The organism is Pedococcus sp. P2_E5 (assembly GCF_056403895.1).
In genome coordinates this window covers 1-16,241 of the sequence record NZ_JBFUEP010000026.1, presented here as the reverse complement: position 1 = coordinate 16,241, position 16,241 = coordinate 1, and the positions used below count along the sequence as shown (strand labels likewise).

Sequence of the window (16,241 nt, the reverse complement as noted above, 5' to 3'; positions counted from 1 at the left end):
TGCCTCGCCGTCAACGACCTTCGGGTATGCCGTGCAGCCGGCGGTGCAGCTCGCGCACCTCCTGCTCGAGCTCGGGAGCCGGACCGTCCACCCGGAGTCCCGGCGCCACGGCCTGGATCGACAGCGGTGTGACCGGGCCGGGCGGTACCTCCCACTCGCGGAGCCAGCCGACGAGCTGCTCGGTGGACACGGCATACACGATGCGGCCGAGGCCGACCCAGGCGTGCGCCGCAGAGCACATCGCGCAGTGCTCGCCGGAGGTGTAGACGGTGCAGGCGGCCCGCTCGTCTGCGGCGAGGTGCTGGGCCGCCCACTTCGCCGCCTCGAACTCCGGGTGACGCGTCTGGTCGCCGTCCTGGACGCGGTTGCGGTCCGCGAACCGGATGGCGCCCGCGCCGTCGACGAGGACCGAACCGAACGGTTCGTCGCCCGCCTCGAGCCCTTCACGGGCGAGGTCGACGCACTGGCGCAGGTGGGTGAGGTCGAGGTCGGAGAGCGACATGCGTCCGATGCTCGCAGATTCACCCGTCAGCGGTGGCTGGCCTCCAGCTCGAGGAGGTAGCGCTTGGCGGCCAGCCCACCGGCATACCCGGTCAGGGCGCCGCTGGAGGCGACGATGCGGTGGCACGGGAGCACCACGCACAACGGGTTGGCCCCGAGGGCAGCGCCGACGGCGCGGGCCGCCTTCGGTCGCTCCACCCGGGCGGCCAGCTCGCCGTAGGTCGCCCGGTCGCCGTAGCCGACCGTCGCCGCGAGGCGCGGCAGCACGGCTCGCTGGAAGTCCGACGCGAGCGCCAGGTCGGTGCGCACGGTGAACGCTCGCGTCCGTCCGGCGAGGAAGTCCTCGAGCTCGGTGCGGGCTTCGTCCAGCTCGCGTGGCTGGCGCAGCACCCGCGGCGACACACGCTCGCTGAGTCGCGCCAGGACGTGGTCCTCGTCCTCGGAGGTCGCCACGAACGCCGAGGCGACAAGAGCGCCAGAGTCGTTGCGGGCCAACAGCATCCGACCGATCGCGGTGTCCTCCACGACGTAGGAGACGTCGCTGGGGGCGAGCACCGGAGGGTGCAGGTGGGAGGGGCTCGGCTCGAAGGCCGCGAGGCGGGCAGTGGGGTCGGTCATGACACGTCCTTACGCAGGGTCGCGAGCGCGTCGCTCACGAGGCGCCGGCTCATGGCGGGCGAGGTGCCCAGCACGGTGGCGATGGTGGGGTGGTCGAGGTCGGCGACGTACTTGAGGACGACGGCTTCGCGTTGGCGGGGTGGCAGCGCCGCCACGGAGGCCCACAGGGGTCCGTCCGGCAGGTCGGCGTCAGCGGCCGGAGCTGACAGAGCGGCCGGGCCCGTGGCCAGTGAGGCCGGGTCGTCATGGGGCACCGCCCGGCGGGCCCGTCCCCGGTGCACGTCCATCGCGCACCGGTGCGTGATCGTGAGCAGCCAGCCGCGCAGGTTCCTGGCCGAGCCCAACGTCGGGTAGGCCGCGAGCGCCTGCGTCCACGCCTGCTGGGCCACGTCGTCTCCGTCGACGGGACCGGCGAGGGCGTGGGCGAGGCGTGCGACGTCGCGCCAGTGCGCGTCGACGAGGGTCTGGAAGGCGGGCAGTTTCACACCCATGGAACGCCGCACCTCCCCGTCGTGTGAGCCGTGTGAGCCCGTGGAGCCAAGTCGAGCCAACCGCCGCGGTGTGCCGCGTGCCCGGCAGGGCCGGCAGGGCGCGGCACGTGCCCGGGCTGCCATCGTGCCGCATCGTTGCGGCGATCCGGCAAAGCGCCCGGTGGGAACAGCCGTGGTGTGGAAGCATGGTCTGGTGCTCGACGATGTCGTCCCCACACCTTCCGGCCAGACCCTCCGGAGCGGTCCGCTCGTGATCGCCCACCGGGGTTCCAGCCTCGCCGAGCCGGAGCACACACTGCGGGCCTACATGCGGGCCATCGAGGAGGGTGCGGACGCTCTCGAGTGCGACGTCCGGCTCACGGCCGACTCGCACCTCGTCTGCGTCCACGATCGCCGCGTCAACCGCACCTCCAACGGACGCGGCATCGTCTCGACCCTCGAGCTCGCTGAGCTCGAGGGCCTCGACTGGGGTTCGTGGAAGCAGGACCACCCCGGTGACCTCGAGCTGCCCGACCGTGACCGCAACAGGCTCCTCACCCTGCGCAACCTGCTCACCACGGTCCTGGAGTCCGAACGGCCGATCGGCCTGGCCATCGAGACCAAGCACCCCACCCGCTATGCCGGGTTGGTCGAGCGCCAGCTGGCCCGCGTGCTGGCCGAGTTCGACCTCGACCGCCCCCGACGTCCCGACCAGCACTGGGTGCGCGTGATGTCGTTCTCCCAGCTGGCCGTCCAGCGGATGCGCCAGCTCTGCCCGGAGGTGCCGGCGGTCTACCTCATCGAGGACTCGGTGCCGTTGCGGTTCCGCGACGGGTCGCTGCCCAAGGGCATCCACACGGTCGGGATCGACATCAAGATCCTGCGGCGCTACCCCCAGACGGTGGCTCGGCAGCACCGCCACGGGCACGAGGTCTATGCCTGGACGGTCGACGAACAGGCCGACATCGAGCTCTGTCTGGAACTCGGCGTCGACGCCATCATCAGCAACCGTCCACGCGCGGTCCTCGACGCTGTGGAGGTCAGTCGGTAGTCTCCGAGCGAACTCGCAACGATGGGACATGGGCAACGGATGGCAGCAGCATCGATGGGGGAACGCCCTCACCGCTCGCAACCGTCGTCGGCGGGGCGCAGCCGAGACGCGTCCCGGACCGTCCGGGTCCCGTGGCGGGCGACGTCGGTCGCCCAGATCCGCAAGGCGCTCGTCGACGACCTCGAGGGACGTGAGGTGCCTGCCGCCGTCATCGACGAGGCTGAGATCGTGGTGTCCGAACTCGTCTCCAATGCGGTCCGGCACGCCCGTCCCCTGGCCGACGGCAACCTGCGGGTGCACTGGAAGGTCAAGGGTGGCGTCGTCGAGGTCGAAGTGACCGACGGTGGCAGCGAGAGCACCCCCCGCCCGGCTCCCCGCACCATCTGGGCGCCGTCGGGTCGAGGCCTGCGGATCGTCCGCAGCCTCGCCCACGAGTGGGGAGTCACCGAGGACCGCAACGGTTCGACGGTGTGGGCCTCCCTCGGCGGCCCCTCCCGGCGCCGCAGTCACTGAGGGTTCGGCGACGACCTCCCACTAGGGTTTGCGCCATGGGCAAGGCATCACGGCGCCGCAAGGGCGCAGACCACGGCACGGCCACGACGCGCGTCGATCCCGCACCGTTCGTCGCGCGGCCCTTCGAGGGTCTGCCCGGCGAGACCGACTGGGTCGCGATGCGCGAGATCCTCCCGGCCGCCACGGCGACCGTCACCTTCGCGAAGGGCCGGGCGCCGGAGGGCGCGCCCACCGAGGTGACCATCGCCACGGTGCTCCCGCTCGCGTGGCCGGGCCTGCACCGCGCGGACGGTGCGGTCTTCGTCGGCACCCAGTCCGGCTCCATCTCCGGGGACGCGTCGCGCGACCTCGCGACCTCCTTGCTGGCGGCCGCCTCGGCCGAGCAGGGAATGCCCATCACCAGCACGCCAGCCGCGACGGCGGACACTCCCCGGCTGCAGGACCTCCTCGACACCTCCGCGCCGTTCGAGGTCACGGTGCACCAGGGCTTCGACTTCTGGGTCGGTGAGAGCGAGCTCGACGACGAGGCCAAGGCCTCGCTCGAGCGAGCCAACGAGTCGGTCATCCCGACCGTCAAGATGGCCGCCGCGCCGTCGGCCTACTGGTGCCGCATCGGCGACCGCACCCACATCCGCCTGGTGCTCCCCGAGGACGAGGACGTCGCCACCGACGCCCTGGCCCGCCTGCACGCCAGCGGCGACAGCGGGCTCGGCGAGCCGACCCGCCTGCTCGGCGCGTTCCGCGCCGGTGGCCTGCTCGTGCCCGTCTGGGACCTCGAGTCCGACAAGACGTCCGACGACTACGAGGCCCCGCTGGCGGAGTTCATGACCCGGTATGCCGCGGCCTCGGCTGCCGACTCGCCCCTCACCGCGGAGGAGCGCCGGGCCCGGTCCGGACTGCTCAGCCGCCAGGTGACCCTGCGCTGACATGACCCAGCCCACCACCTTGACCGTGGCTGCGGTGATCCCGGCCAAGGACGAAGCGGACCGGATCGCTGCGACGGTTCGTGCCGTGCGCGGCATACCGGGGGTGGACCTGGTCGTCGTCGTCGACGACGGCAGCGCCGACGACACGGCGCAGATCGCCCRTGAGGCCGGGGCCGAGGTGGTGCGGCACGCGCGCAACCGCGGCAAGGCCGCGGCCATGACCACCGGTGCCGGCTACGTCGCCCGTCATGAAGGGGTCGAGGGCCGCGTGGGTGGTTCGGCGGGCCGACGACCGCTGCTCTTCGTCGACGGCGACCTGGAGGACACCGCTGCCAACGTCGCGGTGCTCGTGCCGCCGGTCCTCGAGGGACGGGCCGACATGACGATCGCCACCCTGCCTCCGCAGAAGACGGCGGGGGGAGGGCACGGGTTCGTGGTCCGGTTGGCCCGCAAGGGAATCGAGGACCTCACCGGCTTCGTGGCGCAGCAGCCGCTGTCGGGCATGCGGTGCATCTCCCGGCAGGCGTTCGATGCGGCCAGTCCGCTCGCACGAGGCTGGGGCGTGGAAGTCGGGCTGACCGTCGACGTGCTGCTGGCGGGCCTGCGCGTCGAGGAGGTGCCCTGCGAGCTGCACCACCGCGTCAGCGGCTCCGACTGGCGCGGCCAGGTGCACCGGGCCAAGCAGTACCGCGACGTCGCCCTCGCCCTGGCGCGCCGCCGGGCCCGGCGCGGGCTGCGCTGACCGGCGCGACGATGACGACGGCGGGTGGGGCCTCGACGTCCCTGCGGGCTCGGGGCCACAGGCTGGTGACGCCCGCCCTGACCCTGTCGTTCGCGCTCCTCCTGCTGGTGGGACTGGCCGGGCCCAGCGCGGCGAAACCCCCGCTGGGTCCGCGCGGCTGGGCGCCGGGCGACCTGGCCTGGTCACCCGGTCCGGCGCTCGTGACCGGCCTGCTGTGGACCGCCTACGTCGTCGGCGCCCTGGGAGTCGCTGCGCGGCTGCGCGGAGAGCACTCCGTGGTGTCTGGGGCGTCGATGCTCGGTGCCGTCGCCACCCGGGCCCGACGCCGACTGGTCCCGGGTGGCTGGGCGCTTCCGGTCGGCTTGGCGGTGCTGGCCCTGCTCACGGGTCCGTTCGGTTCCGCCGACCACACCAACTACGCGGCCTACGGCCGGATCGCCGCCCTCGGCGGAGACCCCTACCTCACCCCGCCGAGCGGGTGGTCCGCCCTGGACCCGGTGACCTCGGCGGTCGAACCCCCGTGGACCGACACGGTCAGTGTCTACGGACCCTTCGCCACCCTGCTGCAGTCGCTGACCTCCCACGTCGCGGGGGCCAACGTCCGCGAGACGGTCTGGTGCTGGCAGGTCCTCGTCGTGCTGGCCTGGCTGGCCGTGCGGTTCCTCCTCCTGCGGGCGGGCGCGACCCCACGCCGGGTGGACACGCTGTGGACGCTCAACCCCCTGGTCTTCGGGGTCGGGGTCCTCGGTGCCCACGTCGACCTCGTCGCCGCCGCGCTGGCCGTCGCCGCGCTGGTGCTGGCGGCGCGCCGCCCCTGGGCCGCCGGCGCTTTCGCCGGTCTCGCGGTGTCCTGCAAGGTCACCTACGGCGTGGTGGCGCTCGCAGTGCTGCTCGGCTGGTGGGTCCACGACAGGGCCGGTTTCGTCCGCCGGGCGGTGCAGTTCGCGCTCGCCGCCCTCGTCCTCGTCGTGCCCCTGCACCTGTGGGCAGGGCCGCACGTGTTCGACCAGCTGGACCGGGCTCGCCGGTCGATCTCGCTCGCGACGCCGTGGCGGCTGCTCTACGAAGCCCTGACCGGGCCGCTCACCTCCGGCCACGCCCGCACCGTGGTCACCTGGCTGGCAGTGCTGGCGGTCCTCGTCTTCGTGGTCGTCCTCGCCCGGCTCACCCGACACCTCGCGCCCGCCACCTCGACCGGGGCGGCGGTTCGATGGGCGCTCGTGCTGAGCACGGCCTACACCGTCGCTGCGCCCTACTCCTTGCCGTGGTACGACCTGCTCACGTGGGCGACGCTGCCGGTGCTCGCGGCCAGCGTGCTGGACGTGATCCTGTTGGTGCGACTGGTCGCGATGGCAGTCGCCTACGTGCCGGGTCGCGTGGTCGGCATGACGCCGACCGTCGAGCGCATCACCCTGTGGGTGCGCCGCACCCCGGTGCCGTATGCCGCGTTGCTGGTGTGGGGGTGGCTCACCGTCGCCGCGACGCGCGTGTCGTCGCAGCACCCCGAGCCTCGTCCTCCAGCACCCTGACGCTGACGGCGATGATCAGGGGGACCGCGATGATCGCGCCGTTGGCCGGGATCGCCACGCCCGAGTCGTTGATCGCGAAGCCGATGGTCATCGTGATCAGCAGGGCGATCAGGCCGGGGCGCAGGGTCGGGACCGCCTCGTAGGAGCGTTGCAGGGACCGCGACCCCCACGAGGTCGGTCGAGCCAGGATCACGATGACGAAGACCAGGGCGATCGGGACGAGCAGCGCGAGGGGGTAGTTGCCGAACAGGATGTCGATGTTCTGCTGGAGCTTGCGCACGATGATGTCGCCTGCCGTGCCCTTGAAGATCGAGTCGAAGAACCGCCCCAGGTGGGACTGGTTCTCGCTGCCACGCAGCGAGTCGAGGAAGCCCACGAGCAGGAAGAGCGCAATCGTGCCTCCGGCCAGGAGGACGCCGCGCCGCCAGGTCATCCGGATGCCGAGGATGGCGAGCACGAGGTAGACCAGGCCCGGCAGCAGGGCCGGTGGACCGCCGCCGTCGGCACCCCACCCGGGGTAGCCGTCGACCACCACGGCCGCCAGCCCGATGGCCAGCGCGGCGGCGGCCGCCGCACGCGGGTTCCCGCGTCGGACGAAGTGGCTGGACACCGCGATGCAGAGCAACAGGGCAGCCGTGGCGAACAGCGCGAAGGTCACGTTGCCCATGCCGTAGAAGCGGCCGCCGACGACGGGTTGCAGTCCCATCAGCGAGGAGATCTGCAGGTGCGACCCGAACATCACGTCGCCCCCGAGGACGAGCAGGGTGGCCAGGGCGACCACGACCAGGGGCCCGGGGATGCGACGGGCCCACGGCCCGACCAGCGCGATCGCCGAGATGAGGGCCACGAACAGCCCGACGCTGAGGACGGCCGCCACCATCGGGATGGGGAAGCGCCACCACGGGAGGAGGTTGGCGAGGAACGTGGCGGCCGGGATCGTGGCGGCGATGACGGCGACCCGACGCGTGATGCCCAGCAGCCGCAGTCGCAGGGCGGTCGACCCGAAGTCGCGGCGCCAGACGATGGCCGCCAGCAGGTAGATCGCGAGCTGGGCAATCACGACGGCGTTGAAGAACGGGGGCACCAGCGGGTGGACCTCGTGGCTGGCCTGGTCGAAGTCCAGCAGGTGCCGCAGCCGGTCGCGGGCCGCGGCCTCGGAGTTGGAGTCCTCCTGGCCCCTGCGCAGCGCGAACCCACCGAGGGCTTCGGGGGTCGGCACGCCGGCCGCGCTCAGGGCGGTCACGGTCAGGTCGGCCGACTGGACGAGGCCGTCCTGGCGGGTGGAGGGGGAGTAGAGGGTGCCGGAGCCGTACCGCGGGCCCTTGGCTGCCACCAGGCGCAGTCGCTCGCTCATCCCCGCATCGGACAGGCTGGCGACGACGAGGTCGGACCCGCTCGGCGCGGCCGCCAGGACCTGGGCGATCCGCCTGTCGATGGCGGTGGCCTGGACCTGTCGGGTTCCCGCCTCGGTGGCGATCTCGTTCTCGGGCAGGTCCGTCGGGTCCCGCAACGACCCCACGTCGACGAGCGTGACCCGGCACCGCGAGAGCAGGCCGGTCAGCTCCGTGCGCTCCCACGCGGCATACCTGGGCACCGCGCCCGAGCGGTAGGCCGCGCCCACCCCGGCACCCGGCCCCACGGCCTGCACGCACTGTTGGTTGGAGGCGAGCGTCTCGCCGAGGGTGCCGAGCGTGGAGTCGAACTTCAGCGCGTCGGCAGCCTTGACGTAGCTGTTCCAGTCGGGCACGACGCCGCTGTTCACCTCGGGGACGGGCGGGCAGGGGTCGGTGGTCTTGCGGGAGCCGCTCTTGCCGGTGCCGGGGGCCGCCGCGCGGTTGCCGGCCGACAGGCTCAGCCACCCGTCGATCGGACAGGTGTTGGGGAAGACCGAACGCACGGAGAGCGCCGCCGTCGACCCGTCGCGCAGGAACGACCAGAGCGCCGGGGTGCCCTTGGCGCTCACGTCGCTCCAGGTGAGGCCGCCCGTGCCGATGAGGATGATCGGGTTGGTCGCGTCCGCCGGGGTGGCTGCGGGGGTGGCTGCAGGCTGCTCAGCGGCGGCGGTCGCACCCGGCAGCAGCACGGAGAGCAGGGTCACGAGGAGGATCGAAAACAGGCCGGCGAGGGAGAGTCGGGCGCGGCGGGTCACCCGTACAGGCTACGGGTCGCGGCGCAGGACAGAATGGGGGCGTGACCACCGCGACCCCGACCGCCGCCGTGGCCCGAGGACGTGGACACCGGTTCCGTGCCCTGGGTCGCTCCGTCGGCTCCCGCGTGGCGGGCTGGTCGCCGGCCGCGCGGTGGACGCTCGCCGTCGTGATCGTCCTCGCCGGCGCGTCCGTACCGGTGCTGCGCTACCTCGTGTTCTGGCCGCTGGACCAGTGGCAGGTCGACGTCGAGGTCTACCGCCAGGCGGGCGTCTCGATCCTCACCGGGCGACCGATCTACTCGGCCATGACCGAAGCCCCCCAGCTGCTGCCCTTCACCTACCCACCTTTCGCCGCAGTGCTCGCGGTTCCGTTGGCGTTGCTGCCCTTTGGCGCCATCGGCTGGCTGTGGACCCTGGCCCAGGTCGCGGCTACCGCCGCCATCGTCTGGTATGCCGGGTGGCGCCTCATCCACCGCACCGGCACCCTCGCGCCGATCACCCTGGCCCTCCTCACGGTGCCGATGCTGTGGCTGCACCCGGTGTCGGACGGGATCCGGTTCGGACAGGTGAACGCCTTCATGGTGCTGGCCTGCCTGATGGACCTGCGCACGCCGCGCCCCGGACTGCTGCGCCGCATCCCGGCCGGTGTCCTCGTCGGCCTGGCGATGTCGATCAAGCTGACTCCGGGTGTCTTCGTCGTGCACTACCTGGTCAACCGGCGGTGGAAGGAAGCCATCACCGCCGTGGTGACCGCGGTCGCCGTGACCCTGGGTTCGTGGGTGCTGCTGCCGGAGTCGTCGTTCGCCTTCTGGGGTGGCGCGCTCCAGGACCCCGCTCGACTCGGTCCCAACGCCGGCACGTCCAACCAGAGCATCCGCGGCTTCCTGCTGCGACTGGGCCCGTCCGGCCTGCCCGGTGACGTCCTGTGGCTGGGGCTCGTCGCCGTGGTGGGGTTCATCGGCTACCAGCTCGCGCGACGTGCCTACCTGGCGGGCGACTCGATCAGCGAGGTCGCCGCGATCGGGCTGATGGCCGTGCTGCTGTCGCCGGTGGCCTGGATCCACCACCTGCACTGGATGGTCGTCGTCATCTTCGCCGTCCTCGGTGCCGACCCGCTGCGCGACCGCCGCCGCCTCGCCGCCGCCGCGGTGGTGACGGGCTTCTTCCTGTGCCGGTTGCCGTGGTGGGGCATCACGTGGCTGAGCCACCCGGACTGGCCGCGCTGGTTCGGCCGGGTCCTGCAGAACTCCGACACCTTCGGCTCCCTGCTCGCCCTCGCCCTGCTGTGGTGGGCCCTGCACAGCAAGCCGGCCACGCGGCATACCCAGGAGCCTGGGACCGTCGAACGGGCCGAGGCGGCGCCGTGAGGATCGCGGTCCTCGACGACTATGCCGGGGCGTTCGCGCGGCTGCCGGCGGCGCGGCTGCTCGAGGGCCACGACGTGGTGGCGTTCACCGACTCGGTGACCGGGGAGGCGCTCGCCGAGCGGCTCGAGGGTTTCGACGCGGTCATCCTGCTCCAGCAGCGGACCCCGGTCCCTCGCGAGGTGGTCGAGCGGCTCACGACGGTGCGGCTGCTCAGCCAGACCGGGCGCAACACCAGCCACCTCGACGTAGGCGCCTGCACCGAGCGAGGGATCACGGTCTCGGCGGGAGGGGCGGGAGGTCCGCAGGCCACCGCAGAGCTGACCTGGGCGCTCATCCTGGCTGCCCTGCGGCACCTGCCCGACGAGGTGCAGCGGCTGCGGGCCGGGCAGTGGCAGGCTTCAGTGGGCACGGGGCTGCACGCGAAAACCCTTGGTGTCTATGGCTTCGGACGCATCGGAAGCCTCGTGGCCGAGGTGGGGCGCGCGTTCGGGATGCGCGTCGTCGTGTGGGGACGTGAGGGTTCGCTCTCCCGGGCGACGCAGGCCGGGTATGCCGCGGCGACCAGTCGCGCCGCCTTCTTCACCGAGTGCGACGTGCTGAGCGTGCACCTGCCGTTGGTCCCCGAAACCACCGGGATCGTGACGGCCGCGGATCTAGCCCTGATGAGGCCCGACGCGCTGTTCGTGAACACCTCACGGGCCTCGATCGTGGCCCCCGGAGCACTGGTGTCCGCGTTGGAGGCAGGGCGTCCCGGGCGGGCAGCTGTCGACGTGTTCGAGGTCGAACCCGTGCTCGACGCGGCCGACCCGTTGCTTGCCCTGCCGAACGTCACGGCGACGCCGCACCTGGGGTATGTCGAGTGGGACGTCCTGGAGCGGCTCTACGACGCGGCGGTCGACCAGGTGCTGGCCTTCGCGGAAGGCGCCCCCGTCAACGTCGTGGGATGACCGTCCGGTGGTCCGGTGCTCCGGTGGTCCTGCTGGACCATGGCGCGGCTCCGGCGGGTGCAGGTAGCCTCCGAGCAGCGGACCGCCGCCCCGGGTGCAGCGCCGGGCCCGGCGACCGGGGACGGAGTGACCCGTGGCCAAGCCGACGATCCTGGCCGTCGACGACGACCCCGTCGTGTCCAAGGCCATCACGCGCGACCTGCGGGACCGCTTCGGCGCCGACTACCGGGTGGTCGGTGCCACGTCGGGGGCGGGCGCGCTGGAGCTGCTGACCGAGTTCACGCTGCGAGGGCGTTCGACCGCGCTCGTGGTGTCCGACCAGCGGATGCCGCGGATGACCGGGATCGAGCTCCTCGAGCAGGTGCGGAGCGTGAGCCCGGACACCAAGCTGTTGCTGCTGACCGCCTATGCGGACACCGACGTCGCCATCCGGGCGATCAACGACATCGGGCTCGACTACTACATGCTCAAGCCCTGGGACCCGCCGCAGGACAAGTTCTTCCCCGTGGTCGAGGACCTGCTCGGGGACTGGCGGGACACCCATCGCGACGACTCCAGCCAGGTGCGGGTGGTGGGCCACCGCTGGTCCGACCGGAGCCTGGAGGTCAAGACCTTCCTCGCGCACAACCACGTGCCCTATCGGTGGCTGGACGTGGAGCGGGACGAGGGCGCGCGTGAGCTGGCCGAGCTCGCGGGAGCGCAGGCCTCCGACCTGCCCCTCGTGCTCGTCCCGGACGGCGAACCACTGCGCAGCCCGAGCAACCGCGCGGTTGCCGACGCCCTGGGTCTGCACACGCTGGCCGACGCCCCGCTCTACGACCTGTGCATCGTGGGTGGCGGCCCGGCGGGGCTGGCTGCGGCTGTCTACGCGTCGTCGGAGGGCCTGCGCACGGTGGTGGTGGAGCGCGACGCACCGGGCGGGCAGGCGGGCCAGAGCGCCTCCATCGAGAACTACCTCGGCTTTCCCAAGGGGCTGTCGGGGGCCGACCTCACCCACCGGGCCGTGGCGCAGGTGGCCAGGTTCGGCGCCGAGATGGTCGTCGCGCGCGAGGCGGTGGGGCTGCGGACCAAGGGTCCGGTGCGTTCCGTGGTCATCGACGGCGCCGACGAGCTGGAGGCGCGGGCAGTCGTCATCGCGACCGGTGTGTCCTACCGACGGCTCGAGGCGGGCGGCCTCGACGAGCTCGGGGCCCGGGGAGTCCACTACGGGGCCTCGGCCAGTGAGGCGGCCCAGTGCGAGGGCGAGGAGGTCTACGTCGTCGGCGCCGCGAACTCGGCGGGGCAGGCGGCGCTGAACCTCGCGCGGTACGCCAAGAAGGTGGTGATGCTCGTCCGCGGCGCCGGCCTCGAGCTCACCATGTCGCAGTACCTCGTCGAGCGGATCCGGGCGTGCACCAGCATCGAGGTGCGGGTGGGGTGCGAGGTGGTGGCGGCGCGCGGCGACGGGCACCTCGAGTCGCTGACTCTGCGCGACCGGGCGACCGGGGCGACCGAGGAGGTCGAGACCTCGTCGTTGTTCATCTTCATCGGGGCGATGCCACGCACCGACTGGTTGGGGGACGAGGTCGTTCGCGACGACCACGGGTTCATCGTGACCGGCCAGGACCTGCTGGTGCTTCCCGGCCGCGGGGCCTGGTCGGCCGACCGTCCGCCCTACGCCCTGGAGACGAGCATCCCCGGCGTGTTCGCGGCGGGAGACGTGCGCCTCGACTCGATGAAGCGGGTGGCTTCCGCCGTGGGTGAGGGCGGTATGGCGGTCTACCTCGTGCACCGCTTCCTGGCGACGACGTGAGGGCCGACGTGAGGGGGACGACGTGGGGATCGGAGGCTGATGGGCGCCGATGAGCTGAGGGGCCTCGCGCTGTTCGACGGGCTCGGCGACGAGCAGCTCGAGCGGCTCTGGACCGCGGGCACGGAGTGGACGTTCGTGGCCGGTGACGTGCCCTTTCGCGAGGGGACGCCGGCCGACTTCTGGTGGGTGCTCCTCGAGGGGTCGCTCAGCCTCGCGCGTCGGGTCGGGCAGCAGGAGACCGAGCTCGGGGTGATGAGCTCACCGGGTCAGTGGGCCGGTGGCTTCCAGGCCTGGGATGCCCACGGGGTCTACATGGCCACCGCTCGCGGTGTGTTGCCCGGGCGGCTGCTGCGCGTCCCGGCCGGGGCGCTCGGGGACGTCGCGCGGGAGTGGTTTCCGTTCGGCGTCCACCTCATCTCGGGGCTGGTCAACACGGTGCGCAGCATCGAGGCCAAGGCCCGCCAGCGCGAGTCCCTGGTCGCCCTGGGCACACTCGCTGCCGGGCTCGCGCACGAGATCAACAACCCGGCGTCGGCCGCGACCCGCGCCGTCGACGCCCTGGACCAGGCCACCGAGGCGCTGTTGGCCTCGCTGCGACGGCTGGGTGAGAACTCCATGACCGCCGAGCAGTTCGTCGCGCTCGACACCATGCGCCGCGGCATCGCGCCGGCCGGGCAGGAGCTCGACGCCCTCGGCATCGCCGACCGTGAGGAGGAGCTGTCCGAATGGCTCGTCGCCCACGACGTCGAGCGCGACTGGGTCATCGCCCCGCCGTTCGCTGCGGCCGGAACCGGCGTCGACCTCTTCGAGCGGGCCGCGGCGGACCTGCGTCCGGGCCAGCTCGAGCCCGGCCTGGAGTGGATCGCGAGCTCGCTCACCGTGGTGGGGCTGCTGGGCGAGATCCGGGAGGCGACCCACCGTGTCTCGGAACTGGTCGCTGCGGTCCGCTCCTACTCCCAGCTCGACCGCGCGCTCGTGCAGCCGACCGACGTCACCGAGGGCCTGGAGAGCACCCTGGTCATGCTCGGGCACAAGCTGCGGGGTGGGGTCACCGTGGTCCGCGACTACGCACCCGACCTGCCGGTCGTCGAGGCGATCCCCGGCGAGCTCAACCAGGTGTGGACCAACGTGATCGACAACGCGGTGGATGCCATGGAGGGCAGCGGCACCCTGCGGATCACGGTCCGGGGGATCGAGGACGGCGTCGTCGTGGAGATCGCCGACGACGGACCAGGCCTCCCCGATGACGTCGCTGCCCACGCCTTCGAGCCGTTCTTCACGACCAAGGAGGTGGGGAAGGGCACCGGTCTCGGCCTCGACATCTCCCGTCGGATCGTCGTGGAACGCCACGGGGGCGACATCTCCCTGGAGTCGCGAGACGGTGGCGCGGTCGTCGTGGTGCGGCTGCCGCTCAGGCCCGCCGAGGGCTGAGGGCTGAACGGCATACCAACCGGCTGAAGCAACCTTTGCTAACAAGGGAAAGTGTTGGTGCACAGGTTGCAACCTGTCCACCATCGAGCAACCTTTGCTAGCAAAGGTTGCTCGAGTCAGATGGTGATGACCTCGAAGATCTGCAGGACCGTCAGGGCCGACAGCAGGAGGCAGACCCCGCCACCGATGCGCCGGATCGTGGCGAGCTTCACCCTGGCGAGCAGGGCCCGTCCGAGGACCGCTGCGAGGCCGGACACCGCGGCCAGCGCGAGGAACGCACCGACGAAGACCGACACGGGTTCCTTGAACTGCAGCACCATCGAGGCGGTCAGCAGCTGTGACAGGTCGCCCCACTCGGCGAGGAACAGCACGCCGAACGACACCCCGATCGCCTTGAGGCCGACCGCGGTCGCCGCACCCTTGTGGGCGAACTCCTCCTCGGTCTCGGCCTCCTCCTCGTCGGCCTTGGCCGCGCCGCGAAGCAGGATGATCCCCCCGATCAGGAACATGACTGCCGCGAAGATCTCGACCGGTCGCTTGGGCAGCTGGGCCAGCAGCCCCCCGACGGTGACCGCGACGGCGGTCTGCACGAGGAACGCCAGCGACACCCCGATCCAGACGTACAGCGGCCGGAACCGGGTCGCCAGCACCAGCGTCGCGATGAAGGTCTTGTCGGGCAGCTCGACCAGGAAGATCGAGCCGAAGACGATGGCCATGGTGGCGAGGTCGAAATCCATATCGCGTCGACTGTATCCGCGGCGCCCCAATACGCTGACGGGGTGTCCGACCCCCAGACCCTCGCCGCGGCAGCGCTCGCGGTCGCCGCCGTCTCGCTGGTGGTCGCGCTCGTCTCCGTCGTCAGGATCGCGCGGGTCCGGACCCAGCTGYGCGTGATCGAGGGCCAGCGTCCCGTCGGCAGCGGCGACCTCGCCGCCCTGCGGGCCGACATCGCCCAGGCGCTGCGGCACGTCGCCGTGGTGCGTTACGACGCCTTCGGTGACATGGGTGGTCGGCTCTCGTTCAGTGCCGCGGTCATCGACGACCGGGGTGACGGGCTGGTGTTCTCCTCGATCCACGCCCGCGGCGAGTCTCGCACCTATGCCAAGGGCATCGTCGGCGGCGGCTCCGACGCAACCCTGACGCCCGAGGAGCAGCAGGCCCTCGCGGCCGCCCGCACCGGATCCCAAGGAGCCTGACCTCCGTGACCACACCAGGACCAGACCAGTGACCAGACACGGCTACTTCGGCCCCGCGGGCACCTTCACCCAGATGGCGCTGAACGCGTGGGGCCCGGCCGCAGGCCAGGACCACGTCGCCCTCCCGTCGGTCGAGGCCGCCCTGGGTGCCCTGCGCGCCGGCGACATCGACGCAGCGATGGTGCCGATCGAGAACTCCGTCGAGGGCGGCGTCAGCGCCACGCTCGATGCCCTCGCCAGCGGTGACCCGCTGGTGGTGGTGGGCGAGGTCCTCGTCCCGATCACCTTCGTGCTCGCCGCTCCCACCGGTATGCCGCTCGCCCAGGTCCGCGCTGTCGGCACCCACAGCCACGCCTGGGCCCAGGTCCGCGGCTGGATGGGGGCCACCCTTCCCGACGCGGTCTACGTCCCGACGTTGTCGACGGCGGCCGCCGCGGCAGGCCTGGTCGGCAGCGACGGTGGCCACGCGGCATACCAGGCAGCGGTCTGTGCCCCGATCGCCGCGGCCAACCACGGACTCGAGGTGCTGGCCGAGGACATCGGTGACAACGCCGCGGCGGTGACGCGGTTCGTGTCGGTCGCCCGCCCGGGGCAGCTGCCCGCGCGGACCGGCGCAGACAAGACCACGCTGGTGCTGTTCCAGCGCGACGACCACGCCGGCGGGCTGCTAGAGCTGCTGGAGCAGTTCGCCGTGCGCGGCATCAACATGTCGCGGCTGGAGTCCCGCCCGACGAAGTCGTCGATGGGCGACTACTGCTTCTCGATCGACATCGAGGGGCACGTCCTCGACGAGCGGGTCGGCGAGGCGTTGCTCGGGCTCAAGCGGGTCTGCGCGGAGGTGCGGTTCCTCGGCAGCTACCCGGCCGCGCACGGCACCGCGGTGCACGTGACACCGCACACCAGCGACGCGGCCTTCGGCGACGCCCGCGCCTGGCTGCACTCCCTGCGCGGCACCTGACCCGCCCCGCCCCCGCCGTGTTGGAAGCGGAACTTCCGGATATCCGGAAGT

The 16,241-nt window shown here is 72.1% G+C and carries 16 protein-coding genes; 11 read left to right on the top strand and 5 right to left on the bottom strand.

All coding sequences use genetic code 11. From position 1 onward, the window contains the following. Window positions 1-10: 10 nt before the first annotated feature. Genes AC1DVZ_RS10430 through AC1DVZ_RS10420 form a run of 3 tightly spaced genes read right to left on the bottom strand, consistent with a single transcriptional unit; the run spans window position 11 to window position 1,610 of the window. Entirely contained in the window at window positions 11-502 is a 492-nt protein-coding gene (locus AC1DVZ_RS10430; RefSeq protein WP_477618123.1) for a nucleoside deaminase, read from the bottom strand. A gap of 26 nt (window positions 503-528) precedes the next feature. Beyond that, window positions 529-1,119: a methylated-DNA--[protein]-cysteine S-methyltransferase gene (locus AC1DVZ_RS10425; protein WP_477618122.1), complete on the bottom strand. Its 591-nt coding sequence runs from the start codon at window positions 1,117-1,119 to the stop codon at window positions 529-531. Continuing rightward, complete coding sequence (locus AC1DVZ_RS10420; RefSeq protein ID WP_477618121.1) at window positions 1,116-1,610, bottom strand: RNA polymerase sigma factor; 495 nt, start codon at window positions 1,608-1,610, stop codon at window positions 1,116-1,118. Before AC1DVZ_RS10420 ends, AC1DVZ_RS10425 begins: the two co-directional genes overlap by 4 nt. 193 nt (window positions 1,611-1,803) lie before the next feature. Between AC1DVZ_RS10420 and AC1DVZ_RS10415 the strand changes: the two genes are divergently transcribed. From AC1DVZ_RS10415 to AC1DVZ_RS10395, 5 genes are all read left to right on the top strand, one after another. Beyond that, complete coding sequence (locus AC1DVZ_RS10415; RefSeq protein WP_477618120.1) at window positions 1,804-2,640, top strand: glycerophosphodiester phosphodiesterase; 837 nt, start codon at window positions 1,804-1,806, stop codon at window positions 2,638-2,640. A 54-nt stretch (window positions 2,641-2,694) separates the two neighbouring features. Further along, a complete protein-coding gene (locus AC1DVZ_RS10410; RefSeq protein WP_477618161.1) occupies window positions 2,695-3,153 on the top strand; it encodes an ATP-binding protein in 459 nt (152 codons plus the stop codon). 35 nt (window positions 3,154-3,188) lie between these two features. Next, window positions 3,189-4,079: a DUF5926 family protein gene (locus AC1DVZ_RS10405; RefSeq protein ID WP_477618119.1), complete on the top strand. Its 891-nt coding sequence runs from the start codon at window positions 3,189-3,191 to the stop codon at window positions 4,077-4,079. 1 nt (window position 4,080) lies between these two features. Continuing rightward, complete coding sequence (locus AC1DVZ_RS10400; protein WP_477618118.1) at window positions 4,081-4,821, top strand: glycosyltransferase; 741 nt, start codon at window positions 4,081-4,083, stop codon at window positions 4,819-4,821. Between the two features lie 65 nt (window positions 4,822-4,886). Beyond that, a complete protein-coding gene (locus AC1DVZ_RS10395; RefSeq protein ID WP_477618117.1) occupies window positions 4,887-6,350 on the top strand; it encodes an MptA/MptB family glycosyltransferase in 1,464 nt (487 codons plus the stop codon). On the opposite strand, the gene AC1DVZ_RS10390 is transcribed toward AC1DVZ_RS10395, so the two are convergent. Continuing rightward, complete coding sequence (locus AC1DVZ_RS10390; RefSeq protein WP_477618116.1) at window positions 6,289-8,499, bottom strand: hypothetical protein; 2,211 nt, start codon at window positions 8,497-8,499, stop codon at window positions 6,289-6,291. The genes AC1DVZ_RS10395 and AC1DVZ_RS10390 overlap by 62 nt on opposite strands. Window positions 8,500-8,540: 41 nt before the next feature. Between AC1DVZ_RS10390 and AC1DVZ_RS10385 the strand changes: the two genes are divergently transcribed. The 4 genes from AC1DVZ_RS10385 (at window position 8,541) to AC1DVZ_RS10370 (ending at window position 14,036) form a co-directional block, all read left to right on the top strand. After that, a complete protein-coding gene (locus tag AC1DVZ_RS10385) occupies window positions 8,541-9,866 on the top strand; it encodes a glycosyltransferase 87 family protein (protein ID WP_477618115.1) in 1,326 nt (441 codons plus the stop codon). Further along, window positions 9,863-10,813, top strand: a complete 951-nt coding sequence (locus tag AC1DVZ_RS10380) for a D-2-hydroxyacid dehydrogenase family protein (protein ID WP_477618114.1) — start codon at window positions 9,863-9,865, stop codon at window positions 10,811-10,813. Before AC1DVZ_RS10385 ends, AC1DVZ_RS10380 begins: the two co-directional genes overlap by 4 nt. Before the next feature lie 133 nt (window positions 10,814-10,946). Then, window positions 10,947-12,605 (top strand): FAD-dependent oxidoreductase, encoded by a 1,659-nt coding sequence (locus AC1DVZ_RS10375; RefSeq protein ID WP_477618113.1) that lies wholly within the window; start codon window positions 10,947-10,949, stop codon window positions 12,603-12,605. 39 nt (window positions 12,606-12,644) lie between these two features. Then, window positions 12,645-14,036, top strand: coding sequence for an ATP-binding protein (locus tag AC1DVZ_RS10370; protein WP_477618112.1), 1,392 nt, complete (start codon window positions 12,645-12,647; stop codon window positions 14,034-14,036). A 116-nt stretch (window positions 14,037-14,152) separates the two neighbouring features. On the opposite strand, the gene AC1DVZ_RS10365 is transcribed toward AC1DVZ_RS10370, so the two are convergent. After that, window positions 14,153-14,773 carry a TMEM165/GDT1 family protein gene (locus AC1DVZ_RS10365; protein WP_477618111.1) on the bottom strand — a complete coding sequence of 207 codons (621 nt, stop codon included), beginning with the start codon at window positions 14,771-14,773 and terminating at the stop codon, window positions 14,153-14,155. 42 nt (window positions 14,774-14,815) lie between these two features. Between AC1DVZ_RS10365 and AC1DVZ_RS10360 the strand changes: the two genes are divergently transcribed. Both AC1DVZ_RS10360 and pheA read left to right on the top strand, forming a co-directional pair. Beyond that, a complete protein-coding gene (locus AC1DVZ_RS10360; protein WP_477618110.1) occupies window positions 14,816-15,232 on the top strand; it encodes a DUF4446 family protein in 417 nt (138 codons plus the stop codon). A gap of 28 nt (window positions 15,233-15,260) precedes the next feature. After that, entirely contained in the window at window positions 15,261-16,190 is a 930-nt protein-coding gene (gene pheA / locus AC1DVZ_RS10355) for a prephenate dehydratase (RefSeq protein ID WP_477618109.1), read from the top strand. Window positions 16,191-16,241: the final 51 nt, after the last annotated feature.

Bases quoted from the DNA above. Each gene is read 5' to 3' on its own strand.
- AC1DVZ_RS10405 (WP_477618119.1), top strand. From the start codon at position 3,189: ATGGGCAAGGCATCACGGCGCCGCAAGGGCGCAGACCACGGCACGGCC.
- AC1DVZ_RS10425 (WP_477618122.1), bottom strand. From the start codon at position 1,119: ATGACCGACCCCACTGCCCGCCTCGCGGCCTTCGAGCCGAGCCCCTCC.
- AC1DVZ_RS10430 (WP_477618123.1), bottom strand. From the start codon at position 502: ATGTCGCTCTCCGACCTCGACCTCACCCACCTGCGCCAGTGCGTCGAC.
- AC1DVZ_RS10420 (WP_477618121.1), bottom strand. From the start codon at position 1,610: ATGGGTGTGAAACTGCCCGCCTTCCAGACCCTCGTCGACGCGCACTGG.
- AC1DVZ_RS10365 (WP_477618111.1), bottom strand. From the start codon at position 14,773: ATGGATTTCGACCTCGCCACCATGGCCATCGTCTTCGGCTCGATCTTC.
- AC1DVZ_RS10370 (WP_477618112.1), top strand. From the start codon at position 12,645: ATGGGCGCCGATGAGCTGAGGGGCCTCGCGCTGTTCGACGGGCTCGGC.
- AC1DVZ_RS10410 (WP_477618161.1), top strand. From the start codon at position 2,695: ATGGGGGAACGCCCTCACCGCTCGCAACCGTCGTCGGCGGGGCGCAGC.